Origin of the sequence: Streptomyces sp. W16 (assembly GCF_033194735.1) — a bacterium.
In the GTDB taxonomy this organism is placed as follows: Bacteria; Actinomycetota; Actinomycetes; order Streptomycetales; family Streptomycetaceae; genus Streptomyces.
The window spans coordinates 1-24560 of sequence record NZ_JAWOAI010000090.1 but is presented as its reverse complement, the minus strand read 5'-3'; the positions used below and the strand labels follow the sequence as shown (position 1 = coordinate 24560).

Here is a 24560-nt window from a genome sequence, read left to right as displayed (position 1 = left end):
CTCGGCGGCGGGGCGTGGGCCACGGGCGCGTGGGAGGGCGAACGCAGGCTCGCCTGCCGGCCCGCCCCGCCCCTGGAGCAGGCGCTGGTGTCGACCGGCTTCAACTACGTCACCGAGGTTCGGGTCCATCAGGCCGATGTGGCGCAGAAGTTGATCCCGTTGCTGCGGGACATCCGGCGGGGCGGCTCGGCGGCGGTCGACCTGTGCGATGTGGCTGCGGGGCGGCTGGACGGCTACTACGAGCGGGGGCTGAACCCGTGGGACCTCGCCGCGGGGGACCTCATCGCCCGTGAGGCGGGCGCCCTGACCGGTGGACGGCCCGGAGAGCGGCCTGCGCGGGATCTGGCGGTCGCGGGGAGTCCGGGGGTGTTCGAGCCGCTTCAGGGGCTGCTGGAGGACTTTGGGGCCTGGCACGACTGAGGTTGGTTCGGGGCTCTTGGCGGGTTGTATCGGGGCTTCTGGGCCGGTGTTGGGTGGGCGCCGTGCGCGCACCTCCTTTGGTTCGGTCGCCTTCGGGGCGCTTCAAGCCGGTGTCGAGAGCCCCACCGTGCTCGGCGCTGCGCGCCTCCGCGCGCTGGGGCTCTCGACACCGGCGCGCCCCTACGGCTCCCTCTCGGCCGACGCGTGGGGACAGAACAAGTTGGTGGGCTCTCACCCTGTGGCACAGGGGCGAAAAGCAGCGGAACCCCGGCGCTGGATTCGCCAGGGTTCCGCTTTTCTGCTGTTTGCGCTGATCAGACGCTCGTCGCGCTGACCTCCACACCGTGGTCGGCGGCCAGGCGGCGCAGGTCGTCTAGCTCGGCCTGTTCCACCTCGACGAGGAAGTCGTCGCCCTCGTCGCGAGCCCGCGTCAGGTCGGTCTCGGTCGCCCTTATGCGCTGCAGAAGTCCTGCGGTGAATGCGTCCATGCTGCGCCCCCTCGTCCTGGGTCGTGGGTCGTCTGGCACGGGGGTGTGCCATTCGGAAGGGGCGATCACGTCTGCGGATGCGAGTGCCCAGCGCTGCCCTGGCTGGGCGGCGACGGTGCCGGACACCCACGCCCGCTCTGCGGAAGCGGTTGGACGTACCACAAGGTGGCTTGCCACATGCAGAGCGTGATCGCGGGGTGTAAAGCCGTCCTCCCCGCGCTCCCTTCGGTGGAAACCTCAACCCACCGAGAAAATCCCGCATTCCCGGGCCTCATACCTGACCTTCATCCTGCGCCCCGCCGCCTTACAGCCGACTTATGGCCGAAAAGGGCAGGATGGAGGTCACACAGCCACGAAGACCCTGCCCGTGTGCGCCGAGACGCGCTACGCGGGTGGACAGAGGAAGGACAAGCGACGTGCGCGTACTCGTCGTCGAGGACGAGCAGCTGCTCGCCGATGCGGTGGCCACCGGACTGCGCCGGGAGGCCATGGCCGTCGACGTCGTGTACGACGGTGCGGCCGCCCTGGAGCGCATCGGCGTCAACGACTACGACGTGGTCGTCCTCGACCGCGACCTCCCGCTCGTGCACGGCGACGACGTCTGCCGCAAGATCGTCGAGCTCGGCATGCCCACCCGCGTGCTGATGCTCACGGCGTCCGGCGACGTCAGCGACCGTGTCGAGGGCCTGGAGATCGGCGCCGACGACTATCTGCCCAAGCCCTTCGCGTTCAGCGAGCTGACGGCACGCGTGCGTGCCCTCGGACGCCGTACGAGCGTGCCGCTGCCGCCCGTCCTGGAGCGCGCCGGCATCAAGCTCGACCCGAACCGCCGCGAGGTGTTCCGCGACGGCAAGGAAGTCCAGCTGGCGCCCAAGGAGTTCGCCGTCCTGGAGGTGCTGCTGCGCAGCGAGGGCGCGGTCGTCTCCGCGGAACAGCTCCTGGAGAAGGCCTGGGACGAGAACACGGACCCGTTCACCAACGTCGTGCGGGTGACGGTCATGACGCTGCGCCGCAAGCTCGGTGAGCCGCCGGTCATCGTCACCGTGCCCGGCTCCGGTTACCGGATCTGAGTCCACTGTGGCGACCACTCCCGCGCCTCCCCAGGCGCCACCGAAGCCCACGTGGGACCCCAGAAGGCCCGAACCGCCGTTCCCCTGGCTGCGTCCCACCATCCGCATAAGGCTCACGCTGCTGTACGGCGGCATGTTCCTGATCGCCGGCATCCTGCTGCTGTCGATCATCTACCTGCTCGCCGCCCAGGCCCTGAACGTCGGCAGCGACCTGCCCTTCAAGATCACCGAGGGCAAGGTCACCAGCACGATCTGCGACCTGCCCGGAAGCGCCTCGCCCGACGTGTTCAACAGCGCGATGAGCAACTGCGTCAATGAGCAGCGGCAGCACGCCCTGGACAACTTGCTCAGCCGCTCCCTCCTCACCCTGCTCGGCCTCGCGATCATCGCGTTCGCCTTCGGCTACGCGATGGCCGGCCGGGTGCTCTCGCCGCTGGGCCGGATCACCCGCACCGCCCGCGCGGTGGCGGGCTCGGACCTGTCCCGACGGATCGAACTGGACGGGCCGGACGACGAGTTGAAGGAGCTCGCGGACACCTTCGACGAGATGCTGGAGCGGCTGCAGCGGGCCTTCACCGCCCAGCAGCGCTTCGTGGGGAACGCGTCGCACGAGCTCCGCACCCCCCTGGCGATCAACCGCACGCTCCTGGAAGTGCATCTGTCCGATCCCGGCGCCCCCGTGGAGCTCCAGCAGCTCGGCAAGACGCTGCTCGCCACCAACGAGCGCAGCGAGCAGCTCGTGGAGGGGCTGTTGCTGCTGGCCCGCAGTGACAACCAGATCGTCGAGCGCAAGCCCGTGGACCTCGCCGAGGTCGCCGAGCAGGCCGTCGACCAGGTGAATGCCGAGGCGGTCGCCAAGGGCGTGGTGATCCGCGGCGAGAAGAAACCCGCGGTCGTCCAGGGCAACGGCGTCCTGCTGGAGCGGATCGCCCTGAACCTGGTGCAGAACGCGGTGCGGTACAACGTGCCGGAGGACGGCTGGGTCGAGGTCACCACCGAGGTCCAGCACGGCCATGCGGTGCTCATAGTCTCGAACACGGGTCCGGTGGTCCCGGCGTACGAGATCGACAACCTCTTCGAGCCCTTCAGACGGCTGCGTACGGAGCGAACGGGCAGCGACAAGGGTGTGGGCCTCGGTCTGTCGATCGCGCGGTCCGTGGCGCGCGCACACGGTGGCCATATCTCGGCCCAGCCGCGTGAGGGGGGTGGGCTCGTGATGCGAGTCACCCTGCCCATCTGAGATCATGTCGCCGACACACGAGGATGTTCGCTTTGCGCGGAATTTTCTGGCCGCTTCTCCGGCACTCTTGTGTGTGATCGATCACAAGCGCGATTTTCGGGCCTTCTACTCTCCGTGATCATGCACCCTGTCGGAAAGCCGGGAAAATCCGGGTTTTCGGGGGTCTTGATCACGGGAAGTACACGATGAGGTGCCTTTGAAGAGCGGCATCGGGACCGTGTACGGTCCCCTTCGCCATCCAAGCCGATCACTCTTGAGGGGTCCGGTTGGGTGTCGATTGAGTAACAGACCTTGATGTGAGGCAAAATCTCCGCCTCAGGTCGGGCACAAGTCCGGCCTCTCACGCGTTACGTGCGCTGGAGACACCGCAGACACCCAGAGGGGGAGAGCGCGACATGGCAACGGATTACGACACCCCACGCAAGACCGACGACGACGTCGACTCGGACAGCCTTGAAGAACTCAAGGCGCGTAGGAACGACAAGTCGACTTCCGCAGTGGACGTCGACGAATTCGAGGCGGCCGAGGGCCTCGAACTGCCCGGAGCGGACCTCTCGAACGAAGAGTTGGCCGTCCGGGTGCTGCCCAAGCAGCAGGACGAGTTCACTTGCATGAGCTGCTTCCTGGTGCACCACCGCAGCCAGCTGGCCCGCGAGAAGAACGGCCAGCCGATCTGCCGCGACTGCGACTGAGGAGGGGTCGGCCGTGACTGGCTCGACCCCACCCTGGAAGCGCCGCTCCCTCAAGCCGGGAGCGGACGAAGGGCCGGCCGACGGCCCTCATGGCGCGCGTGACGACGAGCGGGGCTCATCCGAACAGGGATCAGCCTCGCTCGAACCGGCGGCCGACGGGGCTGACCTCCCGGTGCCGGTGGACGTTCCCGCAGCCGCCCCCGTCGCCAGGCGACGGGCGGCGGTGATCCGGGACAAGGCCAGGGAAGGCGTCCGTAAGGGCGGCAGCCGGGCCAAGGCGGGCTTGGCGTACCTCGCCGACCGAATCATCGACATCGCCCCGCGGATCCCCGTACGGGACCTTCAGGCGCTTCAGCGACAGTTCCCGGGTCTCGACCCCGAGCAGCTCGCCGACAAACTGGTGGCCGGCGCGGCCAACGCGACATCGACGGTCGGCGCGGGCATCGGTGCCGCGGCGATGCTGCCGGTGCCACCCGCGATGCCCACCGAACTTGCCGCCGAGATCACCGGCGTCGCCGCGATCGAGCTGAAGCTGATCGCCGAGCTGTACGAGGTCTACGGCGTCCGTCCGCCCGGCGACCTCCGGCAGCGCAGCGTCGCGTATCTGAACTCCTGGTCCGGAGAGCGCGGTATCGACGTGACCAAACCGTCGACCATGAGCGCCGCGCTGAACGGCCACATGAAGCGCGAACTGCGCCAGCAGATCATGAAACGCATGGTCCGCGACCTGCCGAACCTGATGCCCTTCATGGTCGGCGCCGCCGTCGGAGCGGTCATGAACCGCCGGGACACCAAGAAACTCGCCGAACGCATCCGCAAGGACCTGCGCAAGGCCCAGGTGCCCTGGGACGCGCTGCCCGAACTCCCGCCCCTGGAGGCTCCGCCGGACCCGATCCGGATGGGCGAGATCCCCAAGGAACTCGGTCGCTAGGGGACCGGTCCTAGACGGCCGCCGCCCGTGCCGCCTTCAGGGCCTCCGCCAGCCGCTCCGGCTCACGCGTCGACAGGTACAGGTACGGCGTCGGGTCGGCCGGGTCGGTGACCTCCACGCGCAGTGCCGTGGGGATGTAGGAGCGCAGCAGCAGGAAGGCGCGGGTGTCGGCCTTGTAGGTGCGCCAGGCGCGCGCCTCCTCCGGGTCCAGGATCTCCGCCTCGCCCAGGGCCGTCACCGGGATCTTCGCCTCGCCGGCGATCAGCGAGTCGCCCACGATCCGGATGCGGAGCGAGCCGTAGGAGCTGGCCGTGACCGCGGCGAACGCGGTGCCGCCGACCAGGCCGCCGAGCATCGGCAGGGTGCCGAAGGGCAGCAGGATCAGGGCGAAGGAGATGCCCACCAGGAACGAGATGAACCACCACGAACGCGGGGCGGTGAGGCGCTCGTCGTAGGGGGAGGCGGAAAGCTGCATGAAGCCAAGCTTGGCACGGTGTCGGGAACCTACCGACGCGCGGGTAAGGTCTGCGGCTGTGAGTGGTACTTCTCCAGCTCTTGAGCCTCCGTCCGACGCCGTGAAACCGGTGCGGCACCCTGACGCGCCCGCGCCGGGTGAGCTGCTCGGTGCGCACTACGAACAGTGTTTCGGGTGTGGCGGCGACCAGCCGCACGGGCTGCATCTGGCGGCGCGGGCCGGCGAGGGCGTGACCATCACCGCCGAGTTCACCGTGCGGGCCGCCCACCAGGGCGCCCCGGGCCTCGCGCACGGCGGAGTGCTCGCCAGCGCGCTGGACGAGACCCTCGGCTCGCTGAACTGGCTGCTGCGGACGATCGCGGTGACCGGCCGGCTGGAGACCGACTTCGTGCGGCCGGTGCCCGTGGACACCGTGCTGTACCTGGAGGCCGAGGTGACGGCCGTGGCCGGGCGGAAGATCTACTCGACCGCCACCGGACGCATCGGCGCTCCCGACGGGCCCGTGGCCGTGCGTGCGGACGCCCTCTTCATCGAGGTGAAGGTCGACCACTTCATCGACAACGGCCGCCCGCAGGAGATCCGGGCCGCCATGGACGATCCGGACCAGGTCCGGCGTACCCGTGCCTTCGAGGTGAACCCGTGAGCAGTGGCCGTAGTCCCCTGGACGTACTGATCCGGCGCGTCGACCCCGACGTACCGCTTCCGTCGTACGAGCATCCCGGTGACGCGGGAGCCGATCTGCGGACCACCGAGGGCCGGGAACTGAAGCCGGGTGAACGGGCCGTACTGCCCACGGGGGTGTCTGTCGCGCTCCCCGAGGGGTACGCGGCCTTCGTACACCCTCGTTCGGGGCTCGCCGCCCGCTGCGGTGTCGCTCTGGTGAATGCCCCGGGGACGGTTGATGCCGGGTACCGTGGGGAGATCAAGGTGATCGTGGTGAATCTCGACCCGTACGAGTCGGTACGGTTCGAGCGCTTCGACCGGATCGCCCAGCTGGTCGTCCAGCAGGTCGAGAGGGTCCGCTTCCAGGAGGTCGCGGAACTTCCCGATTCGGCGCGGGCCGAGGGGGGCTTCGGGTCCACCGGCGGTCACGCCGCCGTGGGCGGCATCACGGGTGGGAATCGATACGCTTCGGTCGTATCCGACCGGGAAGGACAGTGACGTGTTCGGACGTCGCAAGAAGGGCACTGCCGCCGAGGACGCGGCGAGCGAGGCCGAGCAGGTCGTCGACGATGTCGACACTGAGGCGGATGAAGCGGTCGAGCGCGTGAAGCTCGAACCGGAGCCCCGCCCCGACGGACCCTGGGACGACTCGGAGATCGGCGACCCCGCCGAGGGCCGGGTGGACCTGGGCGGTCTGTTCGTGCCGGGAGTCGACGGCATGGAGTTGCGGGTCGAGGTCGCGGGCGACGCGATCGTCGCCGCCACCGTGGTCCTCAAGGACAGTGCCATCCAGTTGCAGGCCTTCGCCGCTCCCAAGCGCGAGGGCATCTGGGGTGAGGTCCGCGAGGAGATCGCCAGCGGCATCACTCAGCAGGGCGGCATCGTCGACGAGGTCGAGGGGCCGCTGGGCTGGGAGCTGCGCGCGCAGGTTCCGGTGCAGCTGCCGGACGGCACGGGCGGTTTCCAGGTGGTGCGGTTCGTCGGTGTGGACGGTTCGCGCTGGTTCCTGCGCGGGGTGATCTCCGGGCAGGGCGCGGTGCAGCCGCAGGCGGCCGGTCTGCTGGAGCAGATTTTCCGGGACACGGTCGTCGTGCGTGGCGAGGGCCCGATGGCGCCCCGCGACCCGATCGTCCTGAAGCTGCCGAACGACGCCCAGATGGTTCCCGAGGGCGTGCAGCAGGAGGAGGCGGGTTCCCGCTTCTCCGGCGGCATGGGCCAGCTTCAGCGCGGACCGGAGATCACCGAGGTCCGCTAGCCGGAACAGAACACCGGAACAGGCGAAAAAGGGCCGTACCCCGTCCGGGGTGCGGCCCTTCGTCATGCGTGCACTCTTGACGGCGCATTGGTCTGTACCTATGGTCTCGGCTCAACGCCCATGTTCATCAGGGTGCTCTTTGTTCATATACGAGAACGGAGTCACCGTGCGCCGCGCTGCCCTGCTCTCCGTCGTCACCGCACTCGTCCTGGGCTTCTTCGCCCAGCCCGGCCCCACCGCCGAGGCGGCCCCCGCCGCCTTCGTCCATCCCGGAGTCGACGTCTCCAGGAGCCAGTTGGACTTCGCCCGCACCGAGGTCCTCGCCGGCGCCCAGCCCTGGAAGGGCGCCTACGACCAGATGATGGCCAGCTCCTACGCCAGCCTCACCCGCACCCCGAAGCCCAGAGCCGTCGTCGAGTGCGGCCCGTACTCCAACCCCAACTACGGCTGCACCGACGAACGCGAGGACGCGATCGCGGCCTACACCGACGCGCTCGCCTGGTACATCACCAAGGACGCGCGCTACGCCCAGAAGGCCATCGAGATCATGGACGCCTGGTCGGCCACGATCACCAGCCACACCAACAGCAACGCGCCCCTGCAGACCGGCTGGGCCGGCTCCTCCTGGCCCAAGGCCGCCGAGATCATCAAGTACACGTACACCGGGACATGGACCAACTCGGCCCGCTTCGCGACCATGCTCCGCAACGTGTACCTGCCCGAGATCATCAACGGCTCCAATTCCAACGGGAACTGGGAGCTGACGATGATGGACGCCGCCGTCGGCATCTCCGTCTTCCTTGAGGACAAGACGTCGTACGACAAGGCCATGGCGCTCTTCCGGACGCGGACGGCCGCGTACATCTACCTCGCCTCCGACGGCAGCGTGCCGAAGACCGTGCCGAGCCAGAACCTCAACACCACGGCGAAGATCGTCAGTTACTGGCAGGGCCAGTCGACCTTCGTCACCGGGCTCACCCAGGAGACGTGCCGCGACTTCACGCACACCGGGTACGGCCTCTCCTCGATCTCGCACGTCGCCGAGACCAGCCGGATCCAGGGCACCGACCTCTACGGCACCGACGTGGGCGAGCGGCTGCGGCAGGCGCTCGGGTTCCAGGCCAAGTACCAGCTGGGCACGGCCGTACCGAGCTGGCTGTGCGGCGGGTCGCTGACCCTCGGGCTCGGACCGGTCACCGAGGTCGGCTACAACGCCCTGCACAACCGCCTGGGCATCGCCATGACCAACACCCAGACGCTCACCCTCAACAACCGCCCGGCCGGCAGCAACAACCTCTTCGTGGCCTGGGAGACCCTCACCCACGGCGACAACCCCAACTGAGCACCGCCCCGCCCTGATGCCCGTACGGTGCCGTACGGGCATCAGGGATGTGTCAAAGACGTCCCGGACCAGGCTCCCCACCCCTTTTGTCGGACTTATTGGCCGTAAAGTCGACGCTGCGTACGCGGGTGTGACGGGAAGACAATGGGGCCATGGGACGCGGCAAGCTTCGGATCTACCTCGGTGCGGCACCGGGCGTCGGCAAGACGTACGCCATGCTGTCCGAGGCCCACCGCAGGGTGGAGCGGGGCACCGACTGCGTGGTCGCCTTCGTGGAGCACCACGGCCGGGCCCGCACCGAGGTGATGCTGCACGGCCTGGAGCAGGTCCCGCGCGCGGAGCTGGCCTACCGGGGCACCGTCTTCACCGAGATGGACGTCGACGCCGTACTGCGCCGGGCCCCCGCCGTCGCCCTGGTGGACGAACTGGCCCACACCAACATCCCCGGCTCCCGCAACACCAAGCGCTGGCAGGACATCGAGGAGCTGCTGGCGGCCGGCATCGACGTGGTGTCGACCGTCAACATCCAGCACCTGGAGTCCCTCGGTGACGTCGTCGAGTCGATCACCGGCGTGCGCCAGCAGGAGACCGTGCCCGACGAGGTCGTCCGCCGGGCCGACCAGATCGAACTGGTCGACATGTCGCCACAGGCGCTACGGCGGCGGATGGCGCACGGCAACATCTACAAGCCGGACAAGGTCGACGCGGCCCTCTCCAACTACTTCCGGCCCGGAAACCTCACCGCCCTGCGGGAGCTGGCCCTGCTGTGGGTGGCCGACCGGGTCGACGAGTACCTCCAGGAGTACCGCAGTGAGCACCAGGTCTCGGCGATCTGGGGTTCGCGCGAGCGGATCGTCGTCGGGCTGACCGGCGGGCCTGAAGGGCGGACGCTGATACGGCGGGCCGCGCGGCTCGCCGAGAAGGGGGCCGGCGGCGAGGTACTGGCCGTCTACATCTCCCGCAGCGACGGCCTGACCTCCGCCTCCCCGAAGGAACTGGCCCAGCAGCGCACCCTGATCGAGGACCTCGGCGGCACCTTCCACCACGTCGTCGGCGACGACATCCCGGCCGCGCTGCTCGACTTCGCGCGCGGGGTGAACGCCACCCAGATCGTCCTGGGCTCCTCCCGCCGCAAGACCTGGCAGTACGTCTTCGGGCCGGGGGTGGGTGCCACCGTCGCCCGCGAGTCCGGTCCCGATCTCGACGTCCACATCGTCACCCACGAGGAGGTCGCCAAGGGGCGCGGACTGCCCGTGTCCCGGGGCGCGCGGCTCGGCCGGGCCCGGATCGTCTCGGGCTGGCTGGTCGGGGTCGTCGGGCCCGTGGGGCTCGCGTTGCTGCTCAACGCCGTCCATCTCGGGCTCGCCAACGACATGCTGCTGTTCCTGTCGCTGACGGTGGCGGCGGCGCTGCTCGGCGGGCTGCTGCCGGCGCTGGTCTCGGCGGCCCTCGGGTCGTTCCTGCTGAACTACTACTACACGCCACCGTTGCACCGGCTGACCATCGCCGACCCCAAGAACATCGTCGCCATCGCGATCTTCGTCGGCGTCGCCGTGTCCGTGGCCTCCGTCGTCGACCTCGCCGCGCGACGCACCCAGCAGGCCGCCAGACTGCGCGCCGAGTCGGAGATCCTGTCCTTCCTCGCGGGCAGCGTGCTGCGCGGCGAGACCAGCCTCGAAGCGCTCCTGGAGCGGGTCCGGGAGACCTTCGGCATGGAGTCGGTGGCCCTGCTGGAGCGCAAGAGCGACGTGGACCCCTGGACCTGCGCCGGCCGGGTCGGCGTCGGGGTGCCGCTGGACCGGCCCGAGGACGGCGATGTGGACATGCCGGTCGGCGACCACATGGCCCTCGCGCTGACCGGCCGGGTGCTGCCCGCCTCCGACCGCCGGGTGCTGGCCGCCTTCGCCGCGCAGGCAGCCGTCGTACTGGACCGCAGGCGCCTGCGTGAGGAGGCTGACCAGGCCCGTGCGCTCGCCGAGGGCAACCGCATCCGTACGGCCCTCCTGGCGGCCGTGAGCCACGATCTGCGGACTCCGCTGGCCGGCATCAAGGCGGCCGTCTCCTCGCTGCGCTCCGACGACGTGGCGTGGTCCGAGGAGGACCAGGCCGAGCTGCTGGAGGGCATCGAGGACGGCGCCGACCGGCTCGACCACCTCGTGGGCAACCTCCTCGACATGTCCCGCCTGCAGACCGGCACGGTCACGCCGATCGTCCGGGAGGTCGACCTCGACGAGGTGGTGCCCATGGCGCTGGTCGGGGTCCCCGAGGGCAGCGCGGAACTCGACATCCCGGAGACGCTGCCCATGGTCGCCGTGGACCCCGGGCTGCTGGAGCGGGCGGTGGCCAACCTGGTCGAGAACGCGGTCAAGTACAGCCCGCCGGACAGACCCGTCCTGGTGTCCGCCAGCGCCATCGCCGACCGGGTGGAGGTACGGGTGGTCGACCGGGGCCCGGGAGTCCCGGACGAGGCCAAGGAGCGCATCTTCGAGCCCTTCCAGCGCTACGGCGACGCCCCGCGCGGTGCCGGGGTGGGGCTCGGCCTCGCCGTGGCGCGTGGCTTCACCGAGGCCATGAACGGCACCCTGAACGCCGAGGACACACCCGGCGGCGGCCTCACCATGGTCCTCACGCTCCGCGCGGCGAAGCCACTGGAGCTCGCGCCGAAGGACAGTGCCGGAGCAGACGTGCGTGACGTGAAAGACGTACAACCGGAAAGGCAGGTCTCATGACCAGGGTCCTCGTGGTCGAGGATGAGCCGCAGATCGTGCGGGCCCTCGTGATCAACCTCAAGGCGCGGAAGTACGAGGTCGACGCGGCGGCCGACGGGAAGACCGCGCTCGACCTCGCCGCCTCCCGCCACCCCGACGTGGTCGTCCTGGACCTGGGGCTGCCCGACATGGACGGCGTCGAGGTGATCAAGGGGCTGCGGGGCTGGACCCGGGTGCCGATCCTGGTGCTGTCCGCCCGGCACTCCTCGGACGAGAAGGTGGAGGCGCTGGACGCGGGCGCCGACGACTACGTCACCAAGCCCTTCGGCATGGACGAGCTGCTGGCCCGGCTGCGGGCCGCCGTGCGCCGGGCCGAGCCCACCGGGGGCGGCGAGGACGACGTCCTGGTCGAGACCGAGGAGTTCACCGTCGACCTGGCCGCCAAGAAGGTCCAGCGGGACGGGCGGGACGTACGGCTGACCCCCACGGAGTGGCATCTGCTGGAGGTGCTGGTGCGCAACACCGGGCGGCTGGTCAGCCAGAAACAGCTGCTCCAGGAGGTGTGGGGGCCGTCCTACGGGACCGAGACGAACTACCTCCGCGTCTACATGGCGCAGCTGCGGCGCAAGCTGGAGACGGACCCCGCGCACCCGAAGCACTTCATCACGGAGCCCGGGATGGGCTACCGGTTCGAGCGCTGAGGGCGTGGGTACGTTGCTGTCGGTGGACCCCGGTACGCTTCAGATATGAGCGCTGTCCCTCGTTCCGAAAAGCCGGCCGGACGGTTCCGGCGCATGCTCGACCGGCTCTCCACCTCGCAGGAGGACCTGGAGTCGGAGGAGCTGCGTGAGGACACCGCGACCGAGGGCTGTGTACGGATCGGCGACTGCCACGACCGACAGGTCGTGACGGTTACTGGTACCTTGCGCACGGTCACGCTGCGCCCCCGGGCGGGAGTACCGGCCCTGGAGGCCGAGCTGTTCGACGGCTCAGCCGCCCTGGACGTGGTGTGGCTCGGCAGGCGTTCCATCGTGGGCATAGAACCGGGGCGCAAGCTGATCGCGTCCGGCCGGATCTCCATGAGCAGAGGCCGCCGGGTGCTCTTCAACCCGAAATACGAACTGAGACCCCTCGGACGGGAGTAGCCGGTGACGTCGCTCGACAAGCCGACCACAGAGACCGTGGACGCCGAAGACACCGAGCAGGACGTCCGGGCGGTGACCGAGGCGGCCCTCTTCGAGGCGTTCGGCGGACTGCGCGGCATGATCGAAACGGTCCTGCCCGGCCTCCTCTTCGTCACCATCTTCACGATCAACAAGGACCTGCACTGGTCGGCGATCGCCGCCCTCGCCGTGTCCCTGGTCCTGGTCGTGGTCCGCCTGGTGACGCGCGACACCGTCAAGCACGCCTTCAGCGGTGTCTTCGGCGTCGCCTTCGGTGTCGTCTTCGCGATGATGACGGGCAACGCCAAGAACTTCTACCTCCCCGGCATGATCTACACGCTGGGTCTGGCGCTCGCCTACATCATCACGACCCTCGCGGGCGTCCCGCTGATCGGCCTGATCCTCGGCCCGGTCTTCAAGGAGAACCTCTCCTGGCGGACCCGCAACCCCGGCCGTAAGACGGCCTACGCCAAGGCCAGTTGGGCCTGGGGCCTGATCCTGCTCGCCAAGTGCGCGATCCTCTTCCCGCTCTACTGGTGGGCCAACACCGCCCAACTGGGTTGGGTGCTGGTCGCGTTGAAGATTCCGCCCTTCCTCCTCGCCGTCTGGCTCACCTGGGTCTTCCTCGCGAAGGCGCCCGCGCCCATCGACGTGTTCGCGGAGATGGAGGCGGAGGAGCAGGCAGAGAAGGAGCGCAAGGCGGCTGCTACGGCGGAGGGTCGGCACCGGCGGGACGCGTAGTTTTCGCTTCTTTGGTTACGACGAGGAGGGGCGCCCTGAGCAATCAGGGCGCCCCTCCTCGTCGTAGAGCCGATGTCAGCTCGCCGCGTCCTCCCGGCGCACCGACAGCAGATCCTCCAACTGCTCCTCGCGCGCCTGAGCCGCCACGAACAGCAGCTCGTCGCCCGCCTCCAGGGAGTCCTCGCGGGACGGGGTCAGGACGCGGGTGCCTCGGATGATCGTGACCAGGGAGGTGTCCTCGGGCCACTCCACGTCGCCGACCTGGGTGCCGGCCAGGGCCGACTCCTCCGGCAACGTCAGTTCCACCAGGTTCGCGTCGCCGTGGCTGAAGCGGAGCAGGCGGACCAGGTCGCCGACCGACACCGCCTCTTCGACCAGGGCCGACATCAGGCGGGGGGTGGAGACGGCCACGTCGACGCCCCAGGACTCGTTGAAGAGCCATTCGTTCTTGGGGTTGTTGACGCGGGCGACGACGCGCGGGACGCCGTACTCCGTCTTCGCCAGGAGGGAGACGACGAGGTTGACCTTGTCGTCTCCCGTCGCGGCGATCACGACGTTGCAGCGCTGCAGCGCCGCCTCGTCCAGGGACGTGATCTCGCAGGCGTCGGCCAGCAGCCACTCCGCCTGGGGGACCCGCTCGACCGAGATCGCGGTCGGGGCCTTGTCGATGAGAAGGATCTCGTGACCGTTCTCCAGGAGCTCTCCGGCGATCGAACGACCGACCGCGCCGGCTCCGGCAATGGCGACCCTCATCAGTGACCGCCCTCCTCTTCGGGACCCTTGGCGAACGCCGCCTCGACCTTGTCGACCTCGTCCGTACGCATCATCACGTGCACGAGGTCGCCCTCCTGCAACACGGTCTGCGAAGAGGGCAGCATCGCCTCGCCGAGACGGGTGAGGAACGCCACGCGGACGCCCGTCTCCTCCTGCAACTTGCTGATCCGCTGGCCGACCCAGGCGGCCGAGGCGTGCACCTCGGCGAGTTGGACACCGCCGGTGGGGTCCCGCCACAGCGGCTCCGCGCCCGAGGGCAGCAGCCGGCGCAGCATCTGGTCGGCGGTCCAGCGGACCGTGGCGACGGTGGGGATGCCCAGGCGCTGGTAGACCTCGGCGCGGCGGGGGTCGTAGATACGGGCCGCGACGTTCTCGACGCCGAACATCTCGCGGGCCACGCGCGCGGAGATGATGTTCGAGTTGTCACCGCTGGAGACGGCCGCGAACGCGCCCGCCTCCTCGATGCCCGCTTCGCGCAGCGTGTCCTGGTCGAAGCCGACCCCGGTGACCCGGCGACCGCCGAATCCCGGGCCCAGCCGACGGAAGGCGGTGGGGTCCTGGTCGATCACGGCGACCGTGTGCCCCTGTTGCTCCAGGGTCTGGGCGAGAGCGGAACCCACTCTGCCGCAGCCCATGATGACGATGTGCACGACCGTCCTTCCGGTGTCCTGAAATCAATGCTCAGCCCCATCAGGGTCTCAGACCGAGGCCAAAGTACACACGTCCGGTCCTTCCGGGGCACCCCTGTGCGTCAGCGGCGTCCGATGCTGCGCACGCTGGCCAGGGTGAGGATTCCGAGGCCGGCCAGGGCGGCGAGGGCGCCGATCAGCTCTGCGGTCGTGGGCATGGAACCTCCAGGAGGCGGGCGGGAGCGGGGTTTTGTCATATAGACACGGAGTCGTCACTCCCGACGGAATCCGCAACTCCACTCGTCACCGATTTCACCCGTGAGGCAGATGACAGGGGTCAAGTAGGTGGCGAGTAGAGGATCGCCTGTTCGAAGGCCTACGATCCTCTGTTGTGTCCAAACTGACCGACGTGCCCAAGCGCATCCTCATCGGGCGCGCACTGCGCAGCGACCGGTTGGGCGAAACGCTCCTGCCGAAGCGCATCGCACTCCCCGTCTTCGCCTCCGACCCGCTGTCCTCCGTGGCCTACGCGCCCGGCGAGGTGCTGCTGGTCCTCTCCATCGCGGGCGTGTCGGCGTACCACTTCAGCCCCTGGATCGCGGTCGCGGTCGTGGTGCTGATGTTCACCGTGGTCGCCTCCTACCGGCAGAACGTCCACGCCTACCCCAGCGGCGGCGGCGACTACGAGGTGGCCACCACCAACCTCGGCCCCAAGGCCGGACTCACCGTCGCCAGCGCCCTGCTGGTCGACTACGTCCTCACCGTCGCCGTCTCGATCGCCTCCGGCATCGAGAACCTCGGCTCCGCGATCCCGTTCGTGGTCGAGCACAAGGTGATCTGCGCGGTCGTTGTCGTGGTCCTCCTCACGCTGATGAACCTGCGCGGGGTGAAGGAGTCCGGCTCGCTTTTCGCGATCCCGACGTACGTCTTCGTCGCGGGCGTCTTCGTGATGATCGCGTGGGGTGCCTTCCGCGGACTCGTCCTCGGCGATGCCATGCGGGCGCCGACCGCGTCGTACCAGATCAAGGCCGAGCACCAGGGACTCGCGGGCTTCGCGCTCGTCTTCCTGATGCTGCGCGCCTTCTCCTCCGGCTGCGCGGCCCTCACCGGTGTCGAGGCGATCTCCAACGGCGTCCCGGCCTTCCGCAAGCCCAAGTCCAAGAACGCGGCGACCACCCTCGCCGCGATGGGCATCCTGGCCGTCACCATGTTCTGCGGGATCATCGCGCTGGCCATGACGACCAAGGTCCGCATGGCCGAGAACCCGGCCACCGACCTCCTCCACAACGGCGTCGCGATCGGCTCCGGCTATGTCCAGAACCCGGTGATCTCCCAGGTTGCCGAAGCCGTGTTCGGCAAGGGCAGCTTCCTGTTCGTGGTCCTCGCCGCGGCCACCGCGCTGGTCCTGTTCCTGGCCGCCAACACGGCGTACAACGGCTTCCCCCTCCTCGGCTCGATCCTCGCCCAGGACCGCTACCTCCCGCGCCAGCTGCACACCCGCGGCGACCGCCTGGCCTTCTCCAACGGCATCGTGCTGCTCGCCGGTACCGCCACGCTGCTGATCGCGATCTACGGCGCCGACTCGACCCGGCTGATCCAGCTCTACATCGTGGGCGTGTTCGTCTCCTTCACCCTCAGCCAGACCGGCATGGTCCGGCACTGGAACCGCCACCTGGCCACCGAGAAGGACCCGGCCAAGCGCCGCCACATGGTCCGCTCCCGGGCGATCAACACGTTCGGCGCGTTCTTCACCGGCCTGGTGCTGGTCGTCGTCCTGGTCACGAAGTTCACCCACGGCGCCTGGGTGGCGCTGCTCGGCATGTGCATCTTCTACGCCACGATGACCGCGATCCGTAAGCACTACGACCGGGTCTCCGAGGAGATCGCCGCCCCCGAGGGCCCCAGCGACGACAGCCTCCGGCCGTCCCGCGTGCACTCGGTGGTCCTGATCTCCAAGATCCACCGCCCGGCGCTACGGGCCCTGGCCTACGCCAAGCTGATGCGCTCGGACACCCTGGAGGCGCTCAGCGTCAACGTCGACCCGGCGGAGACCAAGGCGCTGCGCGAGGAGTGGGAGCGGCGCGCCATTGACGTACCGCTGAAGGTCCTCGACTCGCCGTACCGGGAGATCACGCGGCCGATCATCGAGTACGTGAAGGGGCTGCGGAAGGAGTCGCCGCGGGACGCGGTGTCCGTGATCATCCCCGAGTACGTCGTCGGCCACTGGTACGAGCATCTCCTCCACAACCAGAGCGCGTTGAGGCTGAAGGGCCGGCTGCTGTTCACGCCGGGCGTGATGGTGACGTCGGTGCCGTACCAGCTGGAGTCCTCCGAGGCGGCGAAGAACCGGGCCCGCAAGCGGCAGGAGTGGAGCGCGCCGGGTGCGGTGCGGCGCGGGCCGGCGGAGGAGCGGCACAGGGAGTCCTCGGACACCAAGGGCTGAGCGCCGACGGTTTCGACGGTTCGCTTCGTGGTGAGCGGTTGGACAGGGCCCACGTAGACTGGTGGGCTGTTGTCCGGCCGTTCCCCCTTTGACGTTGTGGAGTCACCCCGCCATGCAGGCAGAACCGAAGAAATCGCTGGTGGGGGAGGAGTACGAGGTCGAGGTCGGCCCCGTCGCCCATGGTGGGCACTGCATCGCCCGTACGTCCGAGGGCCAGGTGCTGTTCGTCCGGCACACGCTGCCCGGGGAACGGGTCGTCGCGCGGGTCACCGACGGCGAGGAGGGCGCGCGGTTCCTGCGTGCCGACGCCGTGACGATCCTGGAGGAGTCAAAGGACCGCGTCGAGGCGCCCTGTCCCTACGCCGGCCCCGGCCGCTGCGGCGGCTGCGACTGGCAGCACGCCAAGCCCGGAGCGCAGCGCCGCCTCAAGGGCGAGGTCATCGCCGAGCAGCTGCAGCGGCTCGCAGGCCTCACGCCCGAGGAGGCCGGCTGGGACGGCACGGTGATGCCGGCCGAGGGCGACAAGCTGCCCGCAGGGCAGGTCCCGCAGTGGCGCACGCGCGTGCAGTACGCGGTCGACGTCGACGGCAACGCCGGTCTGCGCAAGCACCGTTCGCACGAGGTCGAGCCCATCGAGCACTGCATGATCGCGGCGCCGGGCGTCAGCGAGCTGGGCATCGAGGAACGCGACTGGTCCGGCATGGCGTCGGTCGACGCGATCGCGGCGACGGGTTCCCAGGACCGCATGGTCATCCTGGAGCCCCGTCCCGGCGCCCGCCTGCCCCTGGTCGAACTCGAACGCCCCGTCTCGGTCATGCGCGTCGAGGAGCACGACGGTGGCATCCACCGGGTCCACGGCCGCGCGTTCGTGCGCGAGCGGGCCGACGGCCGTACCTACCGCGTCGGCAGCGGCGGCTTCTGGCAGGTCCACCCGATGGCCGCCGACACCCTCGTCAAGGCCGTCATGCAGGGCCTGCTCCCGCGCAAGGGCGACATGGCCCTCGACCTGTACTGCGGCGTCGGCCTCTTCGCGGGCGCGCTGGCGGACCGCCTCGGCGACAAGGGCGCGGTGCTCGGCATCGAGTCCGGCAAGCGCGCGGTCGAGGACGCGCGGCACAATCTCGCCGGGTTCGAGCGGGTGCGGATCGAGCAGGGCAAGGTCGAGACGGTACTTCCGCGCACCGGCATCTCCGAGGTCGACCTGATCGTCCTCGACCCGCCCCGCTCGGGGGCCGGCAAGAAGACAGTGGAGCACTTGTCGTCACTGGGCGCGCGGAAGATCGCGTATGTGGCGTGCGATCCGGCTGCGTTGGCGCGGGACTTGGCGTATTTCCGGGATGGGGGGTATCGGGTGCGGACGTTGCGGGCGTTCGATCTGTTTCCGATGACCCATCACGTGGAGTGCGTCGCGATCCTTGAGCCGGTGGCCAAGCTGTCCTGACCTGCGGTTTTGTGCTTGCGCGTTATGTGCGGTGTCAGTTGTGCTGCGTCGCTGGTCGGGCGATCTGAATATGTAGTCCGGTTGAGGGGTCCCGCTGCGAATTCCGCGATCCCGAGTGGTTGTGATCAGCCGCTTGTGTGCAGCGTTCGGCGGGTTCCTGGCCTGTCGGCGGTGTGGCGACCTCGTGTCGCTGACCAGTGCAAATAGTGCATGTCGGCGGTCGTAGCTGTTTACAGCCCAAGACCGACGTGAAGGGCTGCGGTCAGGGCGGTGGCGTCGGTCTGGAGGGTCGGGGGTCTTCGCCCCGGCCTTTCCCTGCTGTCAGGTAGGCCCGCACCGCGAGCCTTTCCACACCTCCACCGGCTGCGGTTGCGGTTGTTGCGTATTCGAGCCGATGGCGTGGGGTGGCTGGAGTCGGCGGGACTCGTCATGATGGCGGCATGACGAGTGTGGGGGCGGACGTGCGGACGCGGCTCGTGCGGGAGCCGGACGTGGAGACGATCGTGCGGATGGTGCACGACCTGGCCGCGTACGAGAAGTCGGGCAACGAGTGCCGTCTGACGGTTGATCAGCTACGGCAGGCACTGTTCGGGGAGCGCCCCTCGCTGTACGGGCACGTCGCGGAGGCCGAGGGCCGGATGGTCGGGTTCGTGCTGTGGTTCCTGAACTTCTCCACCTGGACCGGAACGCACGGCGTGTACGGCGAGGACATGTACGTCGAGCCGGAGTTCCGCCGTCACGGTGTGGGCCGGGCGCTGTTCGAGGCCATGGCCCGGGAGTGCGTCCAACGTGGCTACCAGCGGCTGGAGTTCTGGACTCTGGACTGGAACACCGGGACCATCGCCTTCACCGCGTCGCTGGGTGCCAAGCCGATGGACGAGTGGACGGTGTACCGGATCAGCGGCCCCGAACTGACCGAACTGGGTGGCTCGCCGGCGGGCGAGCCCTGACGGCCCGATGAGCCCTACCCCCGCCGTCCGGCCGCCGTACCGTGTGCTCCAGGTCGGTTGTGGACCCACTGGGACCAGTGTGCTGCGCGGGCTGGTGTCCCGGCTGGACGCGGTCGGGACCCGGCTGGAGTACGAGGTGGCCGATCCGGCGGTCATGGGTCCGGGGCTCGCGTTCTCGACCCCGTACGACCTGCATCTGCTGAACGTGCGGGCGGACCGGATGAGTCTGCACCCGCAGGACAAGGGCGAGTTCGCCCACTGGCGGCAGCGGAGCGCGGCAGCACACGGGATCCCTTCGGCAGGGGACGACTATCCGCCGCGGCGGCTGTTCGGCGCGTACGCGCGGTGGGTGCTCGACGACGTGCTTCGGACGGCCCGACGGGCGGGCCCCGGAGTGCGGGTGACACATGAACGTGCGGTCGCTGTGCGGCGGGACGGCGACGGGCGCTGGCGCTGCCGGTTCGCGTCGGGCCGGGTGGCGACGTACGACAGGGTGGTGCTGGCTCTCGGTCATCTGCCGTCGGCGCGGTACGCGCCCGAGGAGGGCGGATCGCGTTTTCTGCGTGACCCGTGGGGCGGCCTGGAGGTGCCGGCGGACGCCCGGGTCGGTGTCATCGGCACGCGATTGACCGGTGTGGACGTGGCACTGGCCCTGCTGGAGCGCGGACACGCCGGGCCCGTCCTGCTGGCCTCCCGCTCCGGACTGTTGCCGAGCGTGAAGGGGCGGACGGTCGCGTACGAACTCGCCCATCTGCCGGGGTTCGTGGCCGATCAGCGGAGGCACGGCCGGGACGGCGGCGTTGGTTTGGAGACGGTGGCTGCAGTGATCGGGCGCGAAGTGCAGGAGGCGGAGGGGGCTCGCCGGATCCGCTGGAGCGAGGTGCTGCACCCACCGCCGTCCTCCCCGGTGACGCTGCGTGCCGGGCTCGCGGTCGCCGAGTCGGCGGGCGTCCTTGGCCGGCAGTCGGTGCTCGCCGCGGTGGTGCCCTGGGTGCCGGCTCTGTGGCGTCTGCTCGACGAGCTCGGCAAGCAGCGGCTGATGAGCACGTATGTTGGCGTCTGGGCCGCGAACATCGCCTCTTTCCCGGCTGTCAGCGCCCGGCGGCTGCTCGGGATGATGGATGACGGACGGCTCGCGGTACGGCCCGGGCTCATCGGGGTGCGGCCGTCGGGATCGGGGTACGAGATGCGCTTCGCCGACGCTTCACCGGTGTCTGTGGACGTGGTGGTGAACGCCACCGGCCCCGGCTACGGACGGGACTCGCTGCTGGCCGCCCCGCTCACCCGCGACCTGCTGTCCTCCCGTACGGCCGTCGCCCACCGCTTCGGCGGCGTCGCGGTCGACGAGCGCACGTTCGAGGTCCGGGGCGCCGACGGGAGCGTAGCCCCGGGTCTGCATGTGGTGGGCGACCTGACACGAGGCGTGTGGCTGGCTACCAACGCCGTGGAGAACAGCGTGAGTCAGGCGGCGCAGCTGGCGGACGTGGTCGCCGGGGCGGTGGAGAGGTAGGGCCGGGAGTGGTGGTCAGCGCGTCATGCAGGTCTCGTCCTCGTTCCGGTACCTGATCCGGCCGGTCAGCACCGAGCGGTAGAAACTCCAGTACGACTCCTCGGTCGGCACCACCCGGTCTGCGATCAACGCGTGCAGCCGTACAGCCTGGGCCATCGGCACGCCCTGGTGGTAGTGGTGCGCCGTGTGCAGGTTGTTGTAGTTGGTGAACCACTGCGCGGGTCGCGACGCCCTGATGGTGCGGGTGTTGGTGAGGACGTTCGGGTCGGACTGGGTGTTCAGGCCGAAGTGCTCCGGCATCTCGATGAGGAAGTGGGCCGGCTCGCTCACCAGCAGGGTGGGCAGCAGCCACACCCAGAGGAGCAGAAGATCGCCGGTGAGGACGGAGAAGGCGATGGCGCCGGCGAGAAGCACAGCCAGTAACCGGTACTCGGCGCGGATCTTGCGCGCATCCAGCTCGCGGACCACGCCCGGAACCGGGCGGCCCAGGCAGCACAGGACCAGATCGCGGGCCACGTTGGCGTACCGCCCCGGGTGCAGGGCTGCCAGTACGAACCCGAGGCCGTACCAGCGATGCAGGTCGCGGAATCGGTAGTTGAAGAACTCCTGGTTCTGCGGAGTGCCGAGGAAGGCGTGGTGGCGCAGGTGGTCGTGCTTGTAGTGCCAGAACGAGCTGAGCATGAAGGTGCCGGAGATCACCCCGCACAGCCGGTTCAACGTGCGGCTGTGGAAGGCGTGTTCGTGCAGGCACTCGTGTTGCAGCTCGACCAGGTGGGCGTACATCAGCCCGGCCAGAGCGGCTGCTGCGAGGGTGGCGGGCAACCCGGGTTCCAGGGCGATCAGCGTCCAGGAGGCGGCGATGAGCACCAGCGTGGAGAGGAACTTGGCCAGGAACCGGCCGGGCTTCTTCTCGAAGTACTCCCGGGGGAGCGTGCCCCTTCGGTCCTCGCCGCGGACCGGGGCGAGGAGCGCGTCCTGGGCCGCGTCGAGCCGAGCCACCTCGTCGTCGCGGAGCAGGGGGATCTGATCGCGTGCGGACATGGCCGTCCGTCCATTCATGGGGCCGAGTCGGGAGGACATCGGCAACAAGACGCTCCTCTATGACGGTTCAACAGGACGCAGGAGTCCGCCAAGCGGATTTCCGGTCACGTGCCAGGCGACTGAGCCATGCGTGTGTGCACCATGTGAACCGTCTCAAGTCCCATGCATCCGCCGGGAGTCCACGGCTCCGAGGCCGCTGGGGCGGAGTTCGATCCGCCCATGGCGCGGGACTGTAGAAGCTTCCGCCGCAGTGGCCGGAAAGCTGCGTACTCTCGCGGCCTCAGAAGGATGCCTGGTCGCATACGCGGGTGTTCGGCACTCCTCCACAGCAGGCCCCTGTTCCGGGAGCTCCGGGGGCGCGGGCGAGCCGGAGGAAACCTAAACTGGTGGAAGATCGCTCGGGGCCGGAGCAGCGGATGCGAAGGAGTCCCTGATGGCCAGCGAGTTCCAGAAACAGAAGATCGACCGCATCTATGAGGTGCTCGATGTCGAAGGCACTGGTGCCCTGACGTTCCAGTCCTTTCTGGCGGACGCGGAACGGGGGGCCCTGCGCATGCACGCGGACCCCGAGCAGGCCAGAAGGACAATGGAGACGATCCGGCCGGGGATCGAGACGTTGTGGGACTGGATGACCCGCTTCGACCGCAACGCCGACGGCGAGGTGACTCCGGACGAGTTCAGGCACGGTTACGGGGACATCGTCCTGCGCGACCCGGCCGGTTTCGAAAACGTCATCATGAGCGGCGCCGAGGCATGGTTCACCACGGGTGACGCGAACGGCGACGGGGTTCTGTCCAGGGAGGAGTACACCGCGTTCTTCGGAGCGAGCTTGGGACTCACCTCCCGGGAAGCGGAGCGGGGGTTCGACAGCATGGTCGCGAACGGGACCGATGCGCTGACGCGGGAGCGCTACAAGGAGATGGTTCGCGACTACTACCTCGGTGACGACGAGGATTCCCCGTCCGCGCTGTTCCTCGGCAGGCTCAAAGGACCTGGCGACGGCTGACGGGTGGCTGACTGGCTGCGTTCAGGGGCGGTGCCGCCCGCGGTCCTCGGCCGGGCGGCATGATGAAACCCCTGATCGTGGGATGCGAACAGACCAGACCCGGTCGCGACGCTCGTTCGACACGGATGACTGGGTCCGTTCCGCTCCCGGCGAGCGAGGTCAGCGGATGAGACGGATCTCCGGGGGCCACAGGAGGTTGCGTGCCAGGAGGAGTGACGGGCCCAGGTGCCCCGGGCAGACGGTCAGTTCGACGTCCCGGTAGCGAGTGACGGCGAACCGCGCCGATGCGCTGCAGCCCTGACCGTCCTCGGGACCACCGAAACAGCCTCGGCACGCCGTGTCCGCGCCGGGCGAAGCCGGCGGTTCCTGACCAGGTCTGCTCTCCATGTCCCCAGCGTGGCAGAGGCCGGATACCGGTGCAGCGTGGCGAGGTCCGTCCGGACGGACCATCCGACCGGCGGACTGTGGCGGGTGTGGTCGCCGGGACTCCGACCGTCGGTGCGCGGGCCGTTTCTTGGCGGGCTCGCCCCGTGGACTTCGATTTCCGCGGGCGGAGGATGGGGGTTGTGGGTCTTTCCCCATGCCGGCTGGAGCATTCGGGTGATTGGGGCGGGCTCGCGTGAGAGGCGTGGCGCGCCCAGAGGGGCGGACGGACGGCGCGCGGTGACCATTCCGGTGTGATGATCGGGCAGCATCGTGGTGCGGGGTACGGCAGCTGGTCAGCCGGGGGCCTGTTGGTGTCATCCCTGCTGACCGCCCTTGTGTCCGCCGCTCTTGGAGGGTGGGCGGCTGCGGACGGCGCGGAGGGGAACGGGCTGGTTCTCCGGGTGAGTGTCAACTCCCGCCCGGGGGTTGGCGCACTGAATCCCGGCATCCGGGTGGGCGATCCCGTGCTGAAGACCTACCGGCTGGTCAACCGGAAAGGCACGGACCTGTACGACGTACGGGTGGACGACCCGGGTCTGCCCGGCGTCGCGATCCGCTGTCCGGACGGTGACCGCGTGCGCATGCTGCGCGGACTCTCTTCGGCGACGTGCACCGCCATGACGACCGCGCGTCCCGGGGTGTGGGCGGCCGAGGTGCTGGCCTCCGGCCGCATTCCGTACCTGCATACCGAAGCGCGGGCCCGCGAGCGGTCGGGATATGCGGGTGTCGGAGGCACTTTGACGCTGTCGGAGTCGGTACGGGTAACGGGCCAGGAGGCGACCATCCGCTACGTGGTGACCAACACCGGCAACCGGCCCGTTCACGACGTCCGAGTGAGTGACCCGCTGGTCTCCGCGACGGTCATCGACTGTGCGGGTGGGCGGCCGGTCGTGGTTCGGCTGGATCCCGGGCGTCCCGCGCTGTGCCGCGTGGTGATCCGCCGGGGACCCGGTACCTACATCAGCCAAGGAGTCGCCGAGGGCAGTGACCGGCTCACCACCCTCGGCCGTTCCGGTGCCAGTGTGGCCCCGCCGAAGCTGATCGCGAGAGCCGCCACGCGGTTCGTCGTCGCCGCGTTGCCGGCACCGCCACAGGCCCCGGCCCGCCGGGTAGTGCCTCCGCGTAGACCGCCCGCTGCCGCGCCTCCAGCCG

General features: G+C 69.3%; 24 protein-coding genes. 19 read left to right on the top strand and 5 right to left on the bottom strand.

Annotated elements, in window-relative coordinates:
• Window positions 1–420, top strand: a 420-nt coding sequence (locus tag R6V09_RS14890) for an inositol monophosphatase family protein (RefSeq protein ID WP_317881872.1), incomplete at its 5' end; no start/stop codon positions are given.
• Between the two features lie 314 nt (window positions 421–734).
• Here R6V09_RS14890 and R6V09_RS14885 read toward each other — a convergent pair.
• On the bottom strand, window positions 735–908 hold the full coding sequence (locus R6V09_RS14885; protein WP_019072956.1) for a hypothetical protein: 174 nt from the start codon (window positions 906–908) through the stop codon (window positions 735–737).
• Window positions 909–1324: 416 nt separating this feature from the next.
• Here R6V09_RS14885 and R6V09_RS14880 point away from each other — a divergent pair, with 416 nt between their 5' ends.
• The 4 genes from R6V09_RS14880 (at window position 1325) to R6V09_RS14865 (ending at window position 4841) form a co-directional block, all read left to right on the top strand.
• Window positions 1325–1978 carry a response regulator transcription factor gene (locus R6V09_RS14880; protein WP_010983842.1) on the top strand — a complete coding sequence of 218 codons (654 nt, stop codon included), beginning with the start codon at window positions 1325–1327 and terminating at the stop codon, window positions 1976–1978.
• 7 nt (window positions 1979–1985) lie between these two features.
• On the top strand, window positions 1986–3218 hold the full coding sequence (locus R6V09_RS14875; RefSeq protein WP_317881871.1) for a sensor histidine kinase: 1233 nt from the start codon (window positions 1986–1988) through the stop codon (window positions 3216–3218).
• Window positions 3219–3613: 395 nt separating this feature from the next.
• The gene (locus R6V09_RS14870; protein ID WP_005481602.1) at window positions 3614–3910 is read left to right on the top strand and encodes a DUF4193 domain-containing protein; all 297 of its coding nucleotides are present in this window, start codon (window positions 3614–3616) and stop codon (window positions 3908–3910) included.
• A 13-nt stretch (window positions 3911–3923) separates the two neighbouring features.
• Window positions 3924–4841, top strand: coding sequence for a hypothetical protein (locus R6V09_RS14865; RefSeq protein WP_317881870.1), 918 nt, complete (start codon window positions 3924–3926; stop codon window positions 4839–4841).
• A 10-nt stretch (window positions 4842–4851) separates the two neighbouring features.
• On the opposite strand, the gene R6V09_RS14860 is transcribed toward R6V09_RS14865, so the two are convergent.
• Complete coding sequence (locus tag R6V09_RS14860; protein ID WP_317881869.1) at window positions 4852–5316, bottom strand: DUF3093 domain-containing protein; 465 nt, start codon at window positions 5314–5316, stop codon at window positions 4852–4854.
• Between the two features lie 58 nt (window positions 5317–5374).
• Here R6V09_RS14860 and R6V09_RS14855 point away from each other — a divergent pair, with 58 nt between their 5' ends.
• The 8 genes from R6V09_RS14855 to R6V09_RS14820 all read left to right on the top strand — a co-directional run bounded on the left by R6V09_RS14855 (window position 5375) and on the right by R6V09_RS14820 (window position 13188).
• The gene (locus tag R6V09_RS14855; RefSeq protein ID WP_317881868.1) at window positions 5375–5959 is read left to right on the top strand and encodes a PaaI family thioesterase; all 585 of its coding nucleotides are present in this window, start codon (window positions 5375–5377) and stop codon (window positions 5957–5959) included.
• Entirely contained in the window at window positions 5956–6477 is a 522-nt protein-coding gene (gene dut, locus R6V09_RS14850) for a dUTP diphosphatase (RefSeq protein WP_317881867.1), read from the top strand. Before R6V09_RS14855 ends, dut begins: the two co-directional genes overlap by 4 nt.
• Before the next feature lies 1 nt (window position 6478).
• Complete coding sequence (locus tag R6V09_RS14845; protein ID WP_317881866.1) at window positions 6479–7234, top strand: DUF3710 domain-containing protein; 756 nt, start codon at window positions 6479–6481, stop codon at window positions 7232–7234.
• Between the two features lie 166 nt (window positions 7235–7400).
• Window positions 7401–8576, top strand: a complete 1176-nt coding sequence (locus R6V09_RS14840) for an alginate lyase family protein (RefSeq protein WP_317881865.1) — start codon at window positions 7401–7403, stop codon at window positions 8574–8576.
• A 152-nt stretch (window positions 8577–8728) separates the two neighbouring features.
• A complete protein-coding gene (locus tag R6V09_RS14835) occupies window positions 8729–11305 on the top strand; it encodes a sensor histidine kinase KdpD (protein WP_317881864.1) in 2577 nt (858 codons plus the stop codon).
• Window positions 11302–11985 carry a response regulator gene (locus tag R6V09_RS14830; protein WP_019072966.1) on the top strand — a complete coding sequence of 228 codons (684 nt, stop codon included), beginning with the start codon at window positions 11302–11304 and terminating at the stop codon, window positions 11983–11985. The genes R6V09_RS14835 and R6V09_RS14830 overlap by 4 nt, the downstream gene beginning before the upstream one ends.
• Window positions 11986–12030: 45 nt before the next feature.
• Window positions 12031–12429 carry an OB-fold nucleic acid binding domain-containing protein gene (locus R6V09_RS14825; RefSeq protein ID WP_317881863.1) on the top strand — a complete coding sequence of 133 codons (399 nt, stop codon included), beginning with the start codon at window positions 12031–12033 and terminating at the stop codon, window positions 12427–12429.
• 3 nt (window positions 12430–12432) lie between these two features.
• Window positions 12433–13188: a DUF3159 domain-containing protein gene (locus R6V09_RS14820; protein ID WP_317881862.1), complete on the top strand. Its 756-nt coding sequence runs from the start codon at window positions 12433–12435 to the stop codon at window positions 13186–13188.
• A 75-nt stretch (window positions 13189–13263) separates the two neighbouring features.
• Here R6V09_RS14820 and R6V09_RS14815 read toward each other — a convergent pair whose 3' ends face one another.
• Entirely contained in the window at window positions 13264–13941 is a 678-nt protein-coding gene (locus R6V09_RS14815; RefSeq protein WP_019061074.1) for a potassium channel family protein, read from the bottom strand.
• Window positions 13941–14612: a potassium channel family protein gene (locus R6V09_RS14810; RefSeq protein WP_033283949.1), complete on the bottom strand. Its 672-nt coding sequence runs from the start codon at window positions 14610–14612 to the stop codon at window positions 13941–13943. Before R6V09_RS14810 ends, R6V09_RS14815 begins: the two co-directional genes overlap by 1 nt.
• Window positions 14613–14982: 370 nt before the next feature.
• On the opposite strand from R6V09_RS14810, the gene R6V09_RS14805 reads away from it, so the two are divergent.
• The 4 genes from R6V09_RS14805 to R6V09_RS14790 all read left to right on the top strand — a co-directional run bounded on the left by R6V09_RS14805 (window position 14983) and on the right by R6V09_RS14790 (window position 20935).
• Entirely contained in the window at window positions 14983–17034 is a 2052-nt protein-coding gene (locus R6V09_RS14805; RefSeq protein ID WP_317881861.1) for an APC family permease, read from the top strand.
• 112 nt (window positions 17035–17146) lie between these two features.
• Complete coding sequence (locus tag R6V09_RS14800) at window positions 17147–18475, top strand: class I SAM-dependent RNA methyltransferase (protein ID WP_317881860.1); 1329 nt, start codon at window positions 17147–17149, stop codon at window positions 18473–18475.
• Window positions 18476–18915: 440 nt separating this feature from the next.
• Window positions 18916–19425: a GNAT family N-acetyltransferase gene (locus R6V09_RS14795; RefSeq protein ID WP_442810054.1), complete on the top strand. Its 510-nt coding sequence runs from the start codon at window positions 18916–18918 to the stop codon at window positions 19423–19425.
• A 7-nt stretch (window positions 19426–19432) separates the two neighbouring features.
• On the top strand, window positions 19433–20935 hold the full coding sequence (locus tag R6V09_RS14790) for an FAD/NAD(P)-binding protein (RefSeq protein WP_317881859.1): 1503 nt from the start codon (window positions 19433–19435) through the stop codon (window positions 20933–20935).
• A 15-nt stretch (window positions 20936–20950) separates the two neighbouring features.
• Here R6V09_RS14790 and R6V09_RS14785 read toward each other — a convergent pair whose 3' ends face one another.
• Window positions 20951–21976 (bottom strand): fatty acid desaturase family protein, encoded by a 1026-nt coding sequence (locus R6V09_RS14785; RefSeq protein WP_317881858.1) that lies wholly within the window; start codon window positions 21974–21976, stop codon window positions 20951–20953.
• 433 nt (window positions 21977–22409) lie between these two features.
• On the opposite strand from R6V09_RS14785, the gene R6V09_RS14780 reads away from it, so the two are divergent.
• Both R6V09_RS14780 and R6V09_RS14775 read left to right on the top strand, forming a co-directional pair.
• Window positions 22410–22982 carry an EF-hand domain-containing protein gene (locus tag R6V09_RS14780; protein WP_317881857.1) on the top strand — a complete coding sequence of 191 codons (573 nt, stop codon included), beginning with the start codon at window positions 22410–22412 and terminating at the stop codon, window positions 22980–22982.
• An 827-nt stretch (window positions 22983–23809) separates the two neighbouring features.
• A partial coding sequence (locus R6V09_RS14775; RefSeq protein ID WP_317881856.1) for a hypothetical protein occupies window positions 23810–24560 on the top strand: 751 nt, incomplete at its 3' end.

Excerpts from the sequence above, each read along its gene's own strand:
- R6V09_RS14885 (WP_019072956.1), bottom strand. The coding sequence starts at position 908 with ATGGACGCATTCACCGCAGGACTTCTGCAGCGCATAAGGGCGACCGAG.
- R6V09_RS14870 (WP_005481602.1), top strand. The coding sequence starts at position 3,614 with ATGGCAACGGATTACGACACCCCACGCAAGACCGACGACGACGTCGAC.
- R6V09_RS14860 (WP_317881869.1), bottom strand. The coding sequence starts at position 5,316 with ATGCAGCTTTCCGCCTCCCCCTACGACGAGCGCCTCACCGCCCCGCGT.
- R6V09_RS14835 (WP_317881864.1), top strand. The coding sequence starts at position 8,729 with ATGGGACGCGGCAAGCTTCGGATCTACCTCGGTGCGGCACCGGGCGTC.
- R6V09_RS14830 (WP_019072966.1), top strand. The coding sequence starts at position 11,302 with ATGACCAGGGTCCTCGTGGTCGAGGATGAGCCGCAGATCGTGCGGGCC.
- R6V09_RS14825 (WP_317881863.1), top strand. The coding sequence starts at position 12,031 with ATGAGCGCTGTCCCTCGTTCCGAAAAGCCGGCCGGACGGTTCCGGCGC.
- R6V09_RS14815 (WP_019061074.1), bottom strand. The coding sequence starts at position 13,941 with ATGAGGGTCGCCATTGCCGGAGCCGGCGCGGTCGGTCGTTCGATCGCC.
- R6V09_RS14800 (WP_317881860.1), top strand. The coding sequence starts at position 17,147 with ATGCAGGCAGAACCGAAGAAATCGCTGGTGGGGGAGGAGTACGAGGTC.
- R6V09_RS14795 (WP_442810054.1), top strand. The coding sequence starts at position 18,916 with ATGACGAGTGTGGGGGCGGACGTGCGGACGCGGCTCGTGCGGGAGCCG.
- R6V09_RS14790 (WP_317881859.1), top strand. The coding sequence starts at position 19,433 with ATGAGCCCTACCCCCGCCGTCCGGCCGCCGTACCGTGTGCTCCAGGTC.
- R6V09_RS14785 (WP_317881858.1), bottom strand. The coding sequence starts at position 21,976 with ATGTCCGCACGCGATCAGATCCCCCTGCTCCGCGACGACGAGGTGGCT.
- R6V09_RS14780 (WP_317881857.1), top strand. The coding sequence starts at position 22,410 with ATGGCCAGCGAGTTCCAGAAACAGAAGATCGACCGCATCTATGAGGTG.